This window comes from Qipengyuania gaetbuli (assembly GCF_009827315.1).
Lineage (GTDB): Bacteria > Pseudomonadota > Alphaproteobacteria > Sphingomonadales > Sphingomonadaceae > Qipengyuania > Qipengyuania gaetbuli.
In genome coordinates, this window is sequence record NZ_WTYF01000004.1 from 1529412 (window position 1) to 1543291 (window position 13880).

Consider the following 13880-nt stretch of genomic DNA (forward strand, 5'->3'; position numbering starts at 1 on the left):
GGGATGCCTTTGAAAAAGGACGAATACGAAGACGCGATCGAGCCGATGCAGGCCGAGCTGGTCGGAATGGCACGCTGGGCGCGCACGACCGGGCAGCGCATCGTGGTGATCTTCGAGGGGCGCGATACCGCCGGCAAGGGCGGCGCGATCAAGGCGGTGCGCGAACAGTTGAACCCGCGCCAGTGCCGTGTGGTGGCCCTGTCGAAGCCGACCGAGGCCGAACTGACCCAGTGGTATTTCCAGCGCTATGTCGCCCACCTGCCGAGCGCGGGCGAGATCGTCCTGTTCGACCGCAGCTGGTACAACCGTGCCGGGGTCGAGAAGGTCATGGGCTATGCCGACGAGGAGCAGGTGGAGGATTTCCTTCGCCAGGTCCCGACGTTCGAAAGGATGCTGGTCGACGATGGGATACTGCTGTTCAAATACTGGCTCGGGACCGACCAGGCGCAGCAGGAGGAACGCCTGCGCGAAAGGCTCGAAGACCCGCTGAAACGCTGGAAACTCTCCCCCGTCGACCTCGCCGCGCGCGAAAAATACGATGCCTATACCAAGGCGCGCGAGGCCATGCTGGCCGCAACCCACACGGACTGGGCACCGTGGACGCTGGTCGATTTCAACGACCAGAAGCGCGGCAGGCTGACGCTGGTGCGCGACCTGCTCGACCGCCTGCCTGACATGCAGGTCGAGCCGCCAGCTATCGATTTTCCCGAACTCGGCCACGAGCCCGCGGTGGAGACCTATTCGCAGATCCAGCCGCTGCGGGGCTATCCGGTCACCTAGGCGAGCGTCGCGCTCGCCTTCACGACCTGCCGGCCATCGGCGGCAAAGGCGCCCATCTCGATGTCCTCGCCGCTGCCGCGCAGGACGAGGTGCAGCGGCTCGCCGCAGATCGCCGGGCTGACCCCGCGAAAGGTGAAGCTGGCGAGGCGGTTCTCGCCAAAGTGGGCTCCGGCCAGCTGGAGCAGCAGGCTGGTGCTGAGCGGACCGTGGACCACGAGACCGCGATACCGCTCCACACGCTGCGCATAGGGCGCGTCATAATGGATGCGGTGGGTATTGAAGGTCAGCGCCGAATAGCGGAACAGCAGCCGTTCGTCGGGCAGGACTTCGCGGTGCGCGTCCCAGCCCGCCGGATCGAAGCTGCCTCCGTCCGTTTCGGGCGGCGAAAGCGGCGCGTCGGGGGCCAGCCCTTCGAGATAGACGATGCTCTGCCGCTCGCTCACCGCCAGCACGCCGTCGGCGCGGGTTTCGTGATCGACCTCGACGAAGACCATCTCGCCGCGGCTGCCCGATTTGGGCGTGACCGAGGCAACCTTGCTGGTCCGCTCGATAGCGGCACCGACGGTCACCGGCGCATGGAAGCGCATCGCGCTCGAGGCCCACATCCGGCGCGGCAGGGGCACGGGCGGCAGGAAGCTCGTCATGTCGTCGTCGCGGACCGGATGCCCGTCGGGAGCCAGGTCGCCCGTGCGCGCGTCCGGCGTGCAGAGGCACAGGTGGATGCCCTGCGGCATGGCGGTATCGGGCGGCGCATCGCGGTCGAAGGTCGCGCACCATTGCGCCGCCAGCCGCGGCCCCAGCGCATCGCGGGCGCGCATCTCGCGCCCGACCCACTCCTGCCAGTCCGGCATCAGGCAGCCCGCTCGAACACAGCGGCCATGCCCTGCCCGCCGCCGATGCACATGGTTTCCAGCCCGTAGCGGACCTCGCGGCGCTGCATCTCGTGCGCCATGTCGGCGAGGATGCGGATGCCGGTCGCACCGATCGGGTGGCCGAGCGAGATGCCCGAGCCGTTGACGTTGACGATCTCGCGGCGGCTGTCGTCTTCGGCAAAGCCCCAGCCCTTCAAGACGGCCAGCGCCTGCGGGGCGAAGGCCTCGTTGAGTTCGATGAGGCCGATATCGTCCCAGCCAAGACCGTTTCGCGCGAACAGGCGCTCGACCGCCGGAACCGGACCGATGCCCATGCGGCTGGGATCGCAGCCCGCCGCGCTCCACGAATGGAACCACAGGATCGGTTCGAGCCCCAGTTCCTCGACCTTGTCTTCCGCTACCACGAGGCAGGCGGCCGCGGCATCGTTCTGCTGGCTGGCATTGCCAGCCGTCACGACCGCATCGGGATCGCGCTTGATATCGATCGGACGCAGCGCCGACAGCGTTTCCATGCTGGCATCCTCGCGGAAGCCCTCGTCCTTCGCGAAGACGACCGGATCGCCCCGGCGCGAGGGGATTTCGACCGGCACGAGCTGTTCGTCGAACTTGCCCTCGGACCATGCCTTTGCCGCGTTCATGTGGCTGCGCACGGCGAACTCGTCCGATGCCTCGCGCGAAATGCCGTAATCCTTGGCGAGGTTCTCGGCGGTCTCGATCATGCCGGTGATGATGCCGAAGCGCTCGATCGGCTGGCTCATCAGGCGCCCGCGCGTAAGGCGGTCCCACAGCACCATGTCGCCAAGGCGCGCACCGTGGCGGGCCTTGGTCGTGTAGTGCTCGACATTGCTCATGCTTTCGACGCCGCCGGCCAGCACGCAGTCGGCCATGCCGGTCTGGACCATCATGGCCGCCGTCGCGACCGCCTGCAGGCCCGAACCGCAGCGCCGGTCAAGCTGCATTCCGGGCACCTCGATGGGCAGGCCTGCGGCAAGCCAGCTCCAGCGCCCGATGGCCGGGGCCTCGCCGCTGCCGTAGCCCTGACTGAATACCACGTCGTCGACGCGCTCAGGGTCCACCCCGGATCGGTCGACCAGCGCCTTGATGATGACCGCGCCCAAGGCGCCAGCCTCAAGCGGGGCGAGGCTGCCGAGATACTTGCCCACGGGCGTGCGCAAGGGCTTGCAGATGGCGACGCGGCGAAGCTGGGTCATGGTCTAGTCCCTCAAGAAATCAGGCATCGGAAAGGCGGGCGATGTCGCGGTCGATCAGGTCGCCGATCGCGCCGGAGGACAGGCCGAGACGTGTCGCGAGAACCTCCTCGGTGTGCTGCCCCAGATAGGGGGCCGGTGCGGGAGGTGCTGCCTCGCGTCCCGGGATGTTCGCAAAGCTGCGGGTGGCGGGATATTCGAAGCCCGAGGGGTTCGCGCTGGTGCGCGTGAACAGCGGGTTCTGGTCCACCAGAACGGGGTCGTTAGCCGCCTCGTGCATGGTACGGTAGCGTTCGAACGTGCAGCCCTGCGCGCCCATGCGACTGGCGAGATCGTCCCACGACAGCGCATCGGCGCGGGACTGGAACAGGTCGAAGAGTGCATGGCGATGCTCGAACCGCGGGCGGTCGCCATCGGCGAAACGCACTCCGCATTCCTGCTCCAGCGCGGCGATCTCCGCCTCCACTCCGAAAGCGGTGACGAGCCCGTCCCACTGCTTGGGCGTCAGCGCGGCGACCATGAAACGCGTGCCGTCCTTGCTGCGGAAATCGCGCCCGAAAGCGCCCCAGATCGCATTGCCGAGCCGTTCGCGGTCCGCGCCGCGATAGAGCATTTCCGCCATCGCCCCGCTGTTGGCGACCGTGCCGATGGCAACGTCGCCCAGAGGCACGCGCAGCTCGCTGCCCTCGCCCGTCTGGTCGCGGTGGCGGATCGCGGCGATCATGGCGAAAGCGCAATAGGCGCCGGTGATGAAGTCCCAGGCCGGCAGCACCTGGTTTACCGGCGGCGCGGTTGCCGCGTCCCAGTCTTCCGGCCCGCACATAAGCGGGTAGCCACTTGCAGCATTGACCGTGAAATCCATCGCCTGGCGCCCGTCATGCCAGCCCATGATGCGCACGCTGACGAGGTCGTCGCGTTTCGCCGCCACGGCTTCTTGCGACAGGAAGCTCTTCTCCGGCAGATTGGTGATGAGATTGCCGGTCTTCGCCGCCAGTTCGACCAGCAGTTCGCGCCCTTCCGCGCTGCGCAGGTCGAGCGCGACCGACTTCTTCGCCCGGTTGAGGTTCTCCCAGCTGAGCGAGCGGCCCTCTTTGGTGAGCATGTAGCGGTCGTAGTCGAGCCCGCCTTCCTTGTGGTCGACGCGGATCACCTCGGCCCCCATCTGCGCGCAGTAGAGGCCGGCCGTGGGCGAGGCGACGAAGCTTGACGTCTCGATGATCGAGAGATCGCTGAGGAGCTTGTACACCCCTTACAGGCCCGCAGCGTAATCGCGCAGCATGTGCTTGGCGATCTGCAGCTGGAGGATCTGCGTCGTGCCCTCGTAGATGCGGTAGATGCGCGCATCGCGGAAGAAGCGTTCGGCATCGTACTCGGCAAGGTAGCCCGCGCCGCCGTAAATCTGCACCACGCGGTCGACCACGCGGCCGCACATTTCCGAAGCGAAGACCTTGAAGGCGGCAGCCTGCTTGATCGCGTTCTCGCCGCGATCGACGCGTGCGGTCACGTCCGCCATCATCGCCTCGGCCGCGTAGATCTCGGTCCAGCTTTCCGCGAGCATCTGCTGGATCAGCTGGAAATTGGCGATCGGTTCGCCGAACGCCTGCCGCTCGTTGGCATAGCGGATCGCGCTGTCGAGCGCGCGGCGCGCATAGCCCGTGCTGGCCGCGCCTACGGAAATGCGGCCATTGTCGAGGCTCATCATGGCAAAGCGGAAACCCTGCCCCGTCTCGCCGCCCAGCAGCGCCTCGCCCGGCACGTGTACGTCGTCGAGCATCACGTCGGAGATATGGCTGCCCGACTGGCCCATCTTCTTGTCCGGGCTGCCGGTCGAGATGCCCGGCGTGTCCATCGGCACGATGAAGGCCGACACATGCGCGTTCTTGGGCAGCGCCTCCTTCTCGGTGCGCGCCATGATCAGCGCGACGTCGGCGTGGGGGGCGTTGGTGATGTAGCGCTTGGTGCCGTTGAGGATCCAGCCGTTGCCGTCCGGATCGGGCCTGGCGAAGGTCTGCATCGCGGCGCTGTCGCTGCCGGAGCCCGGTTCGGTCAGGCCGAAACAGGCGATCGAGCCGCTGGCGATCTTCGGCCACCACTCGGCCTTCTGCGCTTCGGTACCGCCGTTCTTGATCGCGGAATTGAACATGCCGACATTGATCGAGAAGATCGAGCGGTAGGCCGGCGCGGCATAGGCCATGGTCTGCACCACTCGCGCATATTGCGTCACGTTCAGCCCTGCGCCGCCGTATTCCTCGGGCACGGTCAGGCCGAACAGGCCCATGTCCTTCATTTCGGCGAGGATATCGTCGGGGACCTTGTCGGTCTCGATCACTTCCGCCTCGGCGGGGATCAGCCGTTCGCGGACATATCGTTCAAGCTGGTCGAGGAACTGGTCGAAAACGTCGGAATCCATGCCCGGGTTGACGGTCGACATGGGGCTCACTCCTCTTCCGGTAATTCTGTTTCGTTGTTCTCGGGTGCGACCTCGGTTTCCAGCCGCTGTTCGTCGAGCATGCTGGCGGCATCATCGAGCGCCTGCGCCTCTTCGACGCTGACAGGCTCGGGTCCTTCGTCACCGGCATCGCCGCAGGCGGCAAGCAGCAGGAGGGCGGGTGCGCAGGGGATCGCGAGTCGGGTCATGGCGGCGAACCTATCGCCGCGCCGCGCCTGCGCAAAATCCCCTACGGCAAGGGAGCGGGCGGGCCCTGCGAGCAGGTCCGCCCGCCAGTCCATTACTGGCCTTCCTCGGCCATCGCGTCCATCGCCGCTTCGGCGGTGGCGGCGGCATTGTCGCCAGCTTCCTCGATCGAGGCGGCTTCGGCGGCTTCCGCTGCGGCAGCGGTTTCCGAAACGTCGTTGGCCGAAGCGTCGGCGACCGGCTCTTCCGTCACTTCTTCGAGCGCTTCGTCGGCAGCGATTTCGACGGTGTCGGCTTCGGCTTCCGTCGATGCGTCGTCGGCGCTGCCGCAGGCGGCAAGGGCGAGCGAGGCGGTGGCGGCGGCAAGAATGCGGAACTTCATCTGTATCTCCTATCGAACGCGCACGTCGGCGCGGGCGGAGGGTGGTTAATATGCCCTGCGCCCAAGGTCCAAGGGGAAAATGCATCTCCGCCGGTTGCGCCGCGCGAAGCCTGCCGCAAGAGGGGTGGCATGTCCCCGCTTGCGACCTCCGAACTCGAACGCGCCCGCACGGCCCTGCGCGCGACTTTCGGCTTCGACGGGTTTCGCGGCCGGCAGGAGGACGTGGTGGAGCGGGTGCTGCACGGCCAGTCCACCCTGGCGGTCATGCCGACAGGGGCTGGCAAGTCGCTCACCTACCAGCTTCCCGCAGTCATGCTCGAAGGGACCTGCGTGGTCATCAGCCCGCTGATTGCGCTGATGCACGACCAGTTGCGCAGCGCGCGGGCCAACGGCATCCGCGCCGCCACGCTGACCAGTGCCGATGCCGACTGGCGCGAGACGCAGGACGCCTTCCGCGCAGGCGAGCTCGACCTGCTCTACGTCGCGCCCGAACGGGCCAGCCAGCAGGGCTTCCGCGACTTCCTCACCGCGGCGCCGATCGCCCTGTTCGCTGTGGACGAGGCGCATTGCGTCTCGGAATGGGGTCACGACTTCCGCCCCGACTACCGCATGCTGCGCCCGCTGATGGACCAGTTCCCGCAGGTTGCACGCCTTGCCCTGACCGCGACGGCGGACAGCCAGACGCGGCGCGACGTCATGGCCCAGCTCGGCATTCCCGATGACGGGCTGGTGCTGGCAGGGTTCGACCGGCCGAACATCCGCTACGCGATCCGCCCGCGCGACAACCCGGTGCGCCAGATCGCCGATCTCATGGCACGCCAGCCGGGTCCGGGCATCGTTTACGCGCAGACGCGCCGCAAGGTGGAGGAGCTTGCCGAAAAGCTGGCCGCGGCGACAGGTCGCAGCGTGCTGCCCTATCACGCGGGCCTGCCGGCGGAGACGCGCGCGGCGAACCAGGCCGCCTTCGTCGCCAGCGAGGACATGGTGATCGTGGCCACTATCGCCTTCGGCATGGGCATCGACAAGCCGGACGTGCGCTTCGTCGCCCATGTCGGCGTACCCAAGTCGATCGAGGGCTATTACCAGGAAACGGGCCGCGCGGGGCGCGACGGCGATCCTTCGCTTGCGACGATGTTCTGGGGCGCGGGCGATTTCGCCACGGCGCGCCAGCGGCTGGCCGAAGTGCCCGAAGACCGCCGCAACGCCGAACGCGCCAGGCTCGACGCGCTTGCCGGGCTGGTCGAGACACCGCAGTGCCGCAGGGCCGTGCTGCTGCGCCATTTCGGGGAAGATCCGCCGGAGACTTGCGGCAATTGCGACAATTGCCTCGACCCGCCTGCCGTGACCGATGCCACCGAGCTGGCGCGCAAGCTGCTTTCGGCGGTCTACCGCACCGGGCAGAGCTTCGGCATGGGCCACCTCCAGAAGGTGCTGGTCGGCGCAGAAGACGAGCGCGTGCGCCAGCGCGGGCACGACCGCCTGAGCGTCTTCGGCATCGTCGAGGGCGAGGAGGCGCGCCTGCTCCAGCCGCTTGGCCGCGCGCTGCAGGCCCGCGGCGACCTCGTCCCGACCGAACACGGCGGGCTGGCGCTGGGCGGTGCCGCGCGCGAGATCCTGAAGGGCGAGCGCGGGGTGGAAATCGTCGTGCCGCCGCGCCGTTCGCGTTCGCGCCGGGGCGATGCGGCAGCGAATCCCGTGGGCGATCCGCTGTTCGAGGCGCTGCGCGATTTGCGCCGCGAACTGGCGCAGGAAGCACAGGTCCCGCCCTATGTGATCTTCCACGATTCGACGCTGCGCGAAATGGCCGCATCGCGACCGTCGAGCCTTGCCGAACTCGGCCGGCTCGGCGGCGTCGGCGCGAAGAAGCTCGATGCCTATGGCGAGCGCTTCCTGAGGGAAATCGCGAATCATTGACGACCCGCATCTTTTGATATAATCATGATATCATAATTATATCGAAGGAGTGTGAGATGTCCGTCGAACTAACAGGGATGAAGACAAGCCGCGAAAGCGTGGCCACGAGTTACAACGGCTATGTGATGCTGCTGGTGCTGGTTGCACTGATCGCATTGCTGGCATTCGTATTGCCGGGCATGGCGCCCGAAAGCGGGGCATCGAAGGGCGCGAAGATCCTCTTCGTGGGCTCGCTGGTGTTCTCGGTCACCGCGGTACTGGTCATTTCGGCCGGCTTCTTCATGATCCAGCCGAACCAGGCCGTGGTGATCACGCTGTTCGGCGAATACAAGGGATCGGAGCGGACCGAGGGGCTGCGCTGGATCTGGCCGTGGATGGGGCGCAACAAGATTTCCGCCCGCGCGCACAACGTCCATTCGGAACGCGTGAAGATCAACGACCTGCGCGGCAACCCGATCGAGATCGCCTGCAACGTCGTATGGCGCGTGCGCGACACCGCGCAGGCCAGCTTCGACGTCGACGATTACAAGGAGTTCGTGAACATCCAGATCGAGGCGGGCCTCCGCACGGTCGGTTCGCGCCACCCCTATGACGATTTCGAAGGCGAGGAAGTGACGCTGCGCGGCGGCGCGGAAACCGTGAACCGCGAGCTGCTGGAAGAACTGAACGACCGGCTCAAGGTCGCCGGCGTCGTAGTCGACGAGGCGGGCCTCACCCACCTCGCCTATGCCAGCGAGATCGCCAGCGCGATGCTCAAACGCCAGCAGGCCGATGCGGTGATCGCGGCACGCGCTAAGATCGTGCTCGGCGCGGTGGGCATGGTCGAGGATGCGCTGACCAAACTGGCACAGGACGATATCGTCCACCTCGACGACGAACGCCGGGCTGCCATGGTCTCGAACCTGCTCGTCGTGCTGTGCGGCGAGAAGGACGCCCATCCGGTGGTGAACGCCGGTTCGATCTACTGATCGGCGCCTGACGGAGAGGCCTCGTGGCCAAAGCACCAGCAAAGAAAGCCTTCGCCTTGCGTCTCGATCCGGCAGTCCATGCCGCGATCGAGCGCCTGGCGGCAGACGAACTCAGGAGCGCCAACGCGCAGATCGAGATGCTGCTGCGCGAAGCGCTGGAGCGGCGCGGGATCAGGGTGAAGACCAGCCCGCAGCCCCAGCGCGGACGGCCTGCCAGGGAGGATTGAGGATGAGCAAGGAAGACCAAGGCTGGTTCGCTCCGAAACGCTACGGATACGGCGCGGGCCTGCCGATCGCGTGGCAGGGTTGGGCGCTGCTTATCGGCTACATCGCGATCGCCCTCTCGGTGGCACTGCTCATCGAATGGGATGCCGAGATCGGAGGGGCGACGGGCTTTGCCATCTTCTTCGTCGCGACAATCGCCCTCATGTACATCGCCAAGGCCAAGACTCGTGGCGGCTGGAAGTGGCGTTGGGGCGGGGACGATTGATTTCGGCCGTCGCGGAGGGCAGTCTTTCCGCGATGTTAACCATTATCTCCTATGCAAAAGTGATGGTTTCGCCTTTCGCCCTTGCCGCCGAACGCTTGCCGCGCTGGTTCGTCGGCGGCGTCGCGGCATTTGCCGTCGCGGCCATCCCGCTTGCCGCGGTCATGGCGCAGCCGGCTTCTTCAAGCTTTACCATCGCGGCAACAGGCCAGGGCTTCTCCAGCCTGCAAGCGGCAGTCGATGCCGTGGGTGACGGCGATGCGGCGATCCTCATCGCTCCCGGCATCCACGAACAATGCGCTATCCAGCGCTCGGGCCGCATCGAATACCGCGCGCAAGAACCGGGCCGGACAGTGCTCAACGGCACGATCTGCGAAGGCAAGGCCGCACTGGTCCTGCGCGGCAAAGCGGCGCGTGTCACGGGCCTCACCTTCACCAACATGCGCGTGCCCGAGAAGAACGGTGCGGGCATCCGGCTCGAAAACGGCACGCTGGACGTGAGCCAGAGCTGGTTCCGCGACAGCGAACAGGGCATCCTGACCGTCAACGGCAAGCAGAGCCGCATCACCATCGACAAGTCGACCTTCACCCGTCTCGGCACCTGCGAAGGACGCGGCGGCTGCGCACATTCGATCTACATCGGCGATTATGGCGAACTGGTCGTCACCCGCAGCCGGTTCGAGGAAGGGCGCGGCGGCCATTATGTGAAGTCGCGCGCCTCGCGGAACACGATTTCCGACAATAGCTTCGACGATACCGGCGGTCGCGGCACCAACTACATGATCGACCTGCCCTCCGGCGGTGCGGGATCGATCACCGGCAACTGGTTCGTTCAGGGCAAGGACAAGGAAAACTGGTCGACCCTGATCGCCGTTGGAGCGGAAGGCGCGAAATATTCCTCCGACGGCCTCGTCATAGAGGGCAACGATGCCCGCCTTGCGCCCGGCATCACTCGTCAACCGGTATTCGTGGCAGACTGGACGGGCGACCGGCTGGCTATCGGCAGGAATGCGCTCGGCCCCAATCTCAAGCCGTTCGAAACCCGCTGAGGAACGCCTCTGCCCCTACACCCGTTCTTGGGTCGAGGAGTTAGGACCATGGCAGGCGGATGGGCGCGCGACGGCGCGGTTCAGGACCAGATCGACGACACGGTGAGCGACGCAGTGAGGGCTGCACGCGCGCGAATGCCGCGCGGGGAAAGCGCCGAATATTGCGACGAATGCGGCGAGCAAATCCCGGAGAAACGCCGCGAGGCCCTGCCGGGCGTGCGCACCTGTGTCGCGTGCCAGTCGGGCCGCGATACAGCGGTTCGCCATTCGGCGATAAACCGGCGCGGCAGCAAGGACAGCCAGTTGCGCTGAAGCGCGATTGCGTCCACGGCGCTCCCCCATGTCCTCACCCTTCATCTGGCTCCAGCATATCCTGCCGCATCACGCGGTCTCGCGTTCGGCAGGGGCGCTCGCCTCGAGCGAAGTGCCCTGGCTGAAAGACCTGATGATCCGCCGCTTCATCGACGCCTATGACGTCGACATGGGAGAGGCGGCGCGCGGCATCGGCGAATTCCGCAGCTTCAACGACTTCTTCACCCGCGAACTGAAGCCCGGCGCCCGCCCGCTGGCTGATGCGGAGGAGTTCATCCTGTCTCCTGCCGACGGCGCGATCAGCCAGATCGGGCGCGTGGAAGAGGGACGCATCTTCCAGGCCAAGGGCAGGCACTTCACGGCAACGCAGCTCCTGGGCGGCGATACCGAGGCGGCAGCGCGCTTCGAAGGCGGCGCCTTTGCCACCATCTATCTCAGCCCGCGCGATTATCACCGCGTTCACATGCCCGCAGCCGGAACGCTGGCATCGGCAACCTATGTTCCCGGTGAACTGTTTTCGGTGAACCAGGTCACGGCGGAGAATGTCGACGGCCTGTTCGCCCGCAACGAGAGGCTTGCCTGCCTGTTCGACGGGCCCGACGGCAGCTTTGCCAGCGTCATGGTTGGCGCAATGATTGTCGCAGGTATCGAGACCGTGTGGTCGGGGCTGGAAGAAACTCATTCGCCCCGGCTCAAGCGCCGCGATTTCCAATCGGACGAACATCGGTTCGCCGCTGGCGACGAGATGGGCCGCTTTATCCTCGGCTCGACCGTGGTGCTGCTTTTCGAACCGGGCAAGGTCGAATGGCTGGCCGAGTTCAAGCCCGGCGACGCCGTCCGCATGGGGCAGGCGCTGGGCCGGCGCCTCTAGCCGAAGGCGGGCACGTAGCGCACGACGCCGTTCGGCGCGGGGCTATCCAGTACCAGCCGCTGGAAGTATTCCGGCGGCGGCCCCGGATATTGCAAATGCGGGTCGTGCTCGAACCCGAAGCGGCCATAATAGTCCGGGCTGCCAAGCAGCACGATGCCTTTCGCACCCTTGGCCCGCATGTCCGCGATCCCGCGCCTGACCAGCGCCGAGCCGATGCCCTGCCCGTGTAGCTCGGGCCAGACGCTGACCGGGCCGAGGCCGTACCAGTCCCGCGTCCCGTCCGAGATCGCGACTCGGGAGAAAGCGATGTGGCCGACGATCCGTGTTCCGTCTTCGGCAACCAGCGATAGGGTCAGGTCGCCCTCGTTCCGCAGCGCATCGACGAGGTCCTGCTCGTCCCCCTCGCTGAACGGCATGTCGCGAAAGGCAGCCTCGGTGAGTTCGTGGATGACCGCCTCGTCACCGTCGCGCTCCGGCCGGATGGTGATCGCGCTCATGGCAGCAAATGGCCCGCCCGGTCGCGCTTGGTTGCAAGGTAGCGGGCGTTGTGCGGGTTGTCCGGCAGGGCGTGCGGCACACGCTCGGTAATGCTGACACCGTGGGCGGCGAGCGCATCGACCTTGGCCGGATTGTTCGTCATCAGCCGGATATCGCGCACGCCGAGCAGGTCGAGCATGCGCGCAGCCGTGGGAAAATCGCGCGCCTCGTCCGGCAGGCCGAGACGGGTGTTTGCGTCGACCGTGTCGAAGCCCTGGTCCTGCAGGCGGTAAGCGCGCAGCTTGTTGATCAAACCGATGCCGCGCCCTTCCTGGCGCATGTAGAGCAGGACGCCCCAGCCGCCCTCGCCCGCTTCATGGGCCATCGCATGGAGCGCAGCGTCAAGCTGTGGGCCGCAATCGCACTTCAAGCTGCCGAGCACGTCACCGGTCAGGCATTCGGAATGCAGCCGCACTAGCGGCGGACGGTCCGACCGCTCCTTTCCGATGACGAGCGCCACGTGTTCGCGCGTATCGTCCGGACTGCGGAATGCGACGATCTTCGCTTCGGGAGCCGCTTTAACCGGCAAGTGCGCACGCGAGGCGATCCGCAGTGCCTGCGCGTCCGAGAATTCCGCAAGGTCGGCCGCTTCGAGCGCGACCGGTTCTCCCGCTCCGACCGGATCGACCAGGAAGGCGGGCAGGATTCCGGCAATGCGCGCCAGTTCGAGCGCCGCGCGGGCCTGTTCTTCCCATGCGAACGGCATGGCCTTGAACGGGCCTTTCATCGGGGCATTGAGGTCGAGCGCAGGGTCCGCAGCCGCCAATGCGTGCGCCAGGTCGAAACCTTCCGCCCCGCGCAGCAGCACGGGCTGGCGCGGAACTGCCGCTTCACGCTGGTTCGCCAGCTTGAGCGTTGCCGCCCGGCTCGCGGAAATTAGCATGGTGTCGCCCGACACTTCGCCAAACGCCGTCTCCACCGGCTGGAGCAGCGGCGCACCCGCGATCGCCAGCGGCCAGCCATGGCGGAGCGCGTCCACCGCCTGCGCCGCGCGGCGGGAAGGCGAGGCTGCGTTCAGAACGTGAACTCCGTCACCAGCGGAACGTGGTCAGACGGCTTTTCCCAGCCGCGCGCATCCTCGTGCACTCTGTGACCGGTTGCCTGCTTTGCCAGTTCGGGACTCGCCCACATGTGGTCGAGGCGCCGCCCGCGATCGTTCGCTTGCCAGTCCTTCGCGCGGTAGCTCCACCAGCTGTAATAGCGTTCAGGGGCAGGAATGTGCTCGCGCCCGATATCGGCCCAGCCGTGCGCGTCCATGAAGCGCTGCAGGGCCTCCACCTCGATCGGCGTGTGGCTGACCACCTTCAGCAGCTGCTTGTGGTTCCACACGTCGCTTTCGAGCGGGGCGATGTTGAAATCGCCCACGATCAGCGTCGGGCGATCCACCTTGTCCGCCCAGCGGGTCATGCGCTCGAGGAAGTCGAGCTTCTGGCCGAACTTGGGATTGATTTCGCGGTCGGGCTCGTCGCCGCCTGCAGGCACGTAGACATTCTCGACGATCATGGCCTGGTACTGCGGGTCGGTCAGCTCCACGCCAACATGGCGCGCCTCGCCATTGTCCTGCCAGTCGTGCCTGGAGAAATCGCGGAAGGGCACTTTCCCGACCGTGGCGACGCCGTGATAGCCCTTTTGCCCGTGGATCGCGAAATGCTCGTAACCGAGCGCGCGGAAGGCTTCGAAAGGAAACTGGTGCTCCTGGCACTTGATTTCCTGCAAGCAGAGGATGTCGGGCGCCTGTTCCCTAAGGAAGCGCTCGACGATCGGCATGCGGAGGCGGACGGAATTGATGTTCCAGGAAGCGACTGAGACCATGCGGGCGGAGATAGGGCCGCAAAGGCGGTCGGTCCACCCTGCCGCGCACAACA

17 protein-coding genes are annotated in these 13880 nt (G+C 66.5%); 8 read left to right on the forward strand and 9 right to left on the reverse strand.

Translation table 11 applies throughout. The features are described from left to right. Positions 1-3: 3 nt before the first annotated feature. Positions 4-780 (forward strand): polyphosphate kinase 2, encoded by a 777-nt coding sequence (gene ppk2, locus GRI42_RS09980; protein ID WP_160608354.1) that lies wholly within the window; start codon positions 4-6, stop codon positions 778-780. On the opposite strand, the gene GRI42_RS09985 is transcribed toward ppk2, so the two are convergent. The 6 genes from GRI42_RS09985 to GRI42_RS10010 form a co-directional block, all read right to left on the reverse strand. Continuing rightward, positions 777-1631, reverse strand: a complete 855-nt coding sequence (locus GRI42_RS09985; protein ID WP_160608355.1) for an FAS1-like dehydratase domain-containing protein — start codon at positions 1629-1631, stop codon at positions 777-779. The genes ppk2 and GRI42_RS09985 overlap by 4 nt on opposite strands. Next, positions 1631-2863 carry an acetyl-CoA C-acetyltransferase gene (locus GRI42_RS09990; protein WP_160608356.1) on the reverse strand — a complete coding sequence of 411 codons (1233 nt, stop codon included), beginning with the start codon at positions 2861-2863 and terminating at the stop codon, positions 1631-1633. The genes GRI42_RS09985 and GRI42_RS09990 overlap by 1 nt, the downstream gene beginning before the upstream one ends. A gap of 19 nt (positions 2864-2882) precedes the next feature. Further along, positions 2883-4106 (reverse strand): CoA transferase, encoded by a 1224-nt coding sequence (locus GRI42_RS09995; RefSeq protein WP_160608357.1) that lies wholly within the window; start codon positions 4104-4106, stop codon positions 2883-2885. Between the two features lie 3 nt (positions 4107-4109). Beyond that, on the reverse strand, positions 4110-5291 hold the full coding sequence (locus tag GRI42_RS10000; RefSeq protein WP_234033927.1) for an acyl-CoA dehydrogenase family protein: 1182 nt from the start codon (positions 5289-5291) through the stop codon (positions 4110-4112). 5 nt (positions 5292-5296) lie between these two features. Beyond that, a complete protein-coding gene (locus GRI42_RS10005; RefSeq protein WP_160608358.1) occupies positions 5297-5497 on the reverse strand; it encodes a hypothetical protein in 201 nt (66 codons plus the stop codon). A 92-nt stretch (positions 5498-5589) separates the two neighbouring features. After that, on the reverse strand, positions 5590-5877 hold the full coding sequence (locus GRI42_RS10010; protein ID WP_160608359.1) for a hypothetical protein: 288 nt from the start codon (positions 5875-5877) through the stop codon (positions 5590-5592). Between the two features lie 129 nt (positions 5878-6006). Here GRI42_RS10010 and recQ point away from each other — a divergent pair, with 129 nt between their 5' ends. The 7 genes from recQ to asd are packed head-to-tail and all read left to right on the forward strand — an operon-like array spanning position 6007 to position 11478. Beyond that, a complete protein-coding gene (gene recQ, locus GRI42_RS10015; protein WP_160608360.1) occupies positions 6007-7791 on the forward strand; it encodes a DNA helicase RecQ in 1785 nt (594 codons plus the stop codon). A gap of 56 nt (positions 7792-7847) precedes the next feature. Beyond that, positions 7848-8759 (forward strand): SPFH domain-containing protein, encoded by a 912-nt coding sequence (locus GRI42_RS10020; RefSeq protein WP_234033928.1) that lies wholly within the window; start codon positions 7848-7850, stop codon positions 8757-8759. Positions 8760-8782: 23 nt separating this feature from the next. Continuing rightward, on the forward strand, positions 8783-8986 hold the full coding sequence (locus GRI42_RS10025; RefSeq protein ID WP_160608361.1) for a toxin-antitoxin system HicB family antitoxin: 204 nt from the start codon (positions 8783-8785) through the stop codon (positions 8984-8986). Between the two features lie 2 nt (positions 8987-8988). Then, on the forward strand, positions 8989-9249 hold the full coding sequence (locus GRI42_RS10030; RefSeq protein WP_160608362.1) for a hypothetical protein: 261 nt from the start codon (positions 8989-8991) through the stop codon (positions 9247-9249). A 32-nt stretch (positions 9250-9281) separates the two neighbouring features. Continuing rightward, positions 9282-10295, forward strand: a complete 1014-nt coding sequence (locus tag GRI42_RS10035; RefSeq protein ID WP_325065323.1) for a right-handed parallel beta-helix repeat-containing protein — start codon at positions 9282-9284, stop codon at positions 10293-10295. A gap of 48 nt (positions 10296-10343) precedes the next feature. Further along, on the forward strand, positions 10344-10607 hold the full coding sequence (locus tag GRI42_RS10040) for a DksA/TraR family C4-type zinc finger protein (protein ID WP_160608363.1): 264 nt from the start codon (positions 10344-10346) through the stop codon (positions 10605-10607). A gap of 28 nt (positions 10608-10635) precedes the next feature. After that, complete coding sequence (gene asd, locus GRI42_RS10045) at positions 10636-11478, forward strand: archaetidylserine decarboxylase (protein ID WP_160608364.1); 843 nt, start codon at positions 10636-10638, stop codon at positions 11476-11478. On the opposite strand, the gene GRI42_RS10050 is transcribed toward asd, so the two are convergent. The 3 genes from GRI42_RS10050 to xth are packed head-to-tail and all read right to left on the reverse strand — an operon-like array spanning position 11475 to position 13827. Continuing rightward, positions 11475-11975, reverse strand: coding sequence for a GNAT family N-acetyltransferase (locus GRI42_RS10050; RefSeq protein ID WP_160608365.1), 501 nt, complete (start codon positions 11973-11975; stop codon positions 11475-11477). The genes asd and GRI42_RS10050 overlap by 4 nt on opposite strands. Next, a complete protein-coding gene (gene ribA / locus GRI42_RS10055) occupies positions 11972-12994 on the reverse strand; it encodes a GTP cyclohydrolase II (RefSeq protein ID WP_160608366.1) in 1023 nt (340 codons plus the stop codon). The genes GRI42_RS10050 and ribA overlap by 4 nt, the downstream gene beginning before the upstream one ends. A 35-nt stretch (positions 12995-13029) precedes the next feature. After that, positions 13030-13827: an exodeoxyribonuclease III gene (gene xth, locus GRI42_RS10060; protein ID WP_160608367.1), complete on the reverse strand. Its 798-nt coding sequence runs from the start codon at positions 13825-13827 to the stop codon at positions 13030-13032. Between the last annotated feature and the right edge of the window lie 53 nt (positions 13828-13880).

Coding starts and splice junctions, on each gene's coding strand:
- GRI42_RS10040 (WP_160608363.1), top strand. CDS start 10,344: ATGGCAGGCGGATGGGCGCGCGACGGCGCGGTTCAGGACCAGATCGAC.
- GRI42_RS10035 (WP_325065323.1), top strand. CDS start 9,282: ATGTTAACCATTATCTCCTATGCAAAAGTGATGGTTTCGCCTTTCGCC.
- GRI42_RS09990 (WP_160608356.1), bottom strand. CDS start 2,863: ATGACCCAGCTTCGCCGCGTCGCCATCTGCAAGCCCTTGCGCACGCCC.
- recQ (WP_160608360.1), top strand. CDS start 6,007: ATGTCCCCGCTTGCGACCTCCGAACTCGAACGCGCCCGCACGGCCCTG.
- GRI42_RS10050 (WP_160608365.1), bottom strand. CDS start 11,975: ATGAGCGCGATCACCATCCGGCCGGAGCGCGACGGTGACGAGGCGGTC.
- GRI42_RS10000 (WP_234033927.1), bottom strand. CDS start 5,291: ATGTCGACCGTCAACCCGGGCATGGATTCCGACGTTTTCGACCAGTTC.
- GRI42_RS10010 (WP_160608359.1), bottom strand. CDS start 5,877: ATGAAGTTCCGCATTCTTGCCGCCGCCACCGCCTCGCTCGCCCTTGCC.
- asd (WP_160608364.1), top strand. CDS start 10,636: ATGTCCTCACCCTTCATCTGGCTCCAGCATATCCTGCCGCATCACGCG.
- GRI42_RS10020 (WP_234033928.1), top strand. CDS start 7,848: ATGTCCGTCGAACTAACAGGGATGAAGACAAGCCGCGAAAGCGTGGCC.
- GRI42_RS09985 (WP_160608355.1), bottom strand. CDS start 1,631: ATGCCGGACTGGCAGGAGTGGGTCGGGCGCGAGATGCGCGCCCGCGAT.
- xth (WP_160608367.1), bottom strand. CDS start 13,827: ATGGTCTCAGTCGCTTCCTGGAACATCAATTCCGTCCGCCTCCGCATG.
- GRI42_RS10005 (WP_160608358.1), bottom strand. CDS start 5,497: ATGACCCGACTCGCGATCCCCTGCGCACCCGCCCTCCTGCTGCTTGCC.
- ppk2 (WP_160608354.1), top strand. CDS start 4: ATGCCTTTGAAAAAGGACGAATACGAAGACGCGATCGAGCCGATGCAG.
- GRI42_RS10030 (WP_160608362.1), top strand. CDS start 8,989: ATGAGCAAGGAAGACCAAGGCTGGTTCGCTCCGAAACGCTACGGATAC.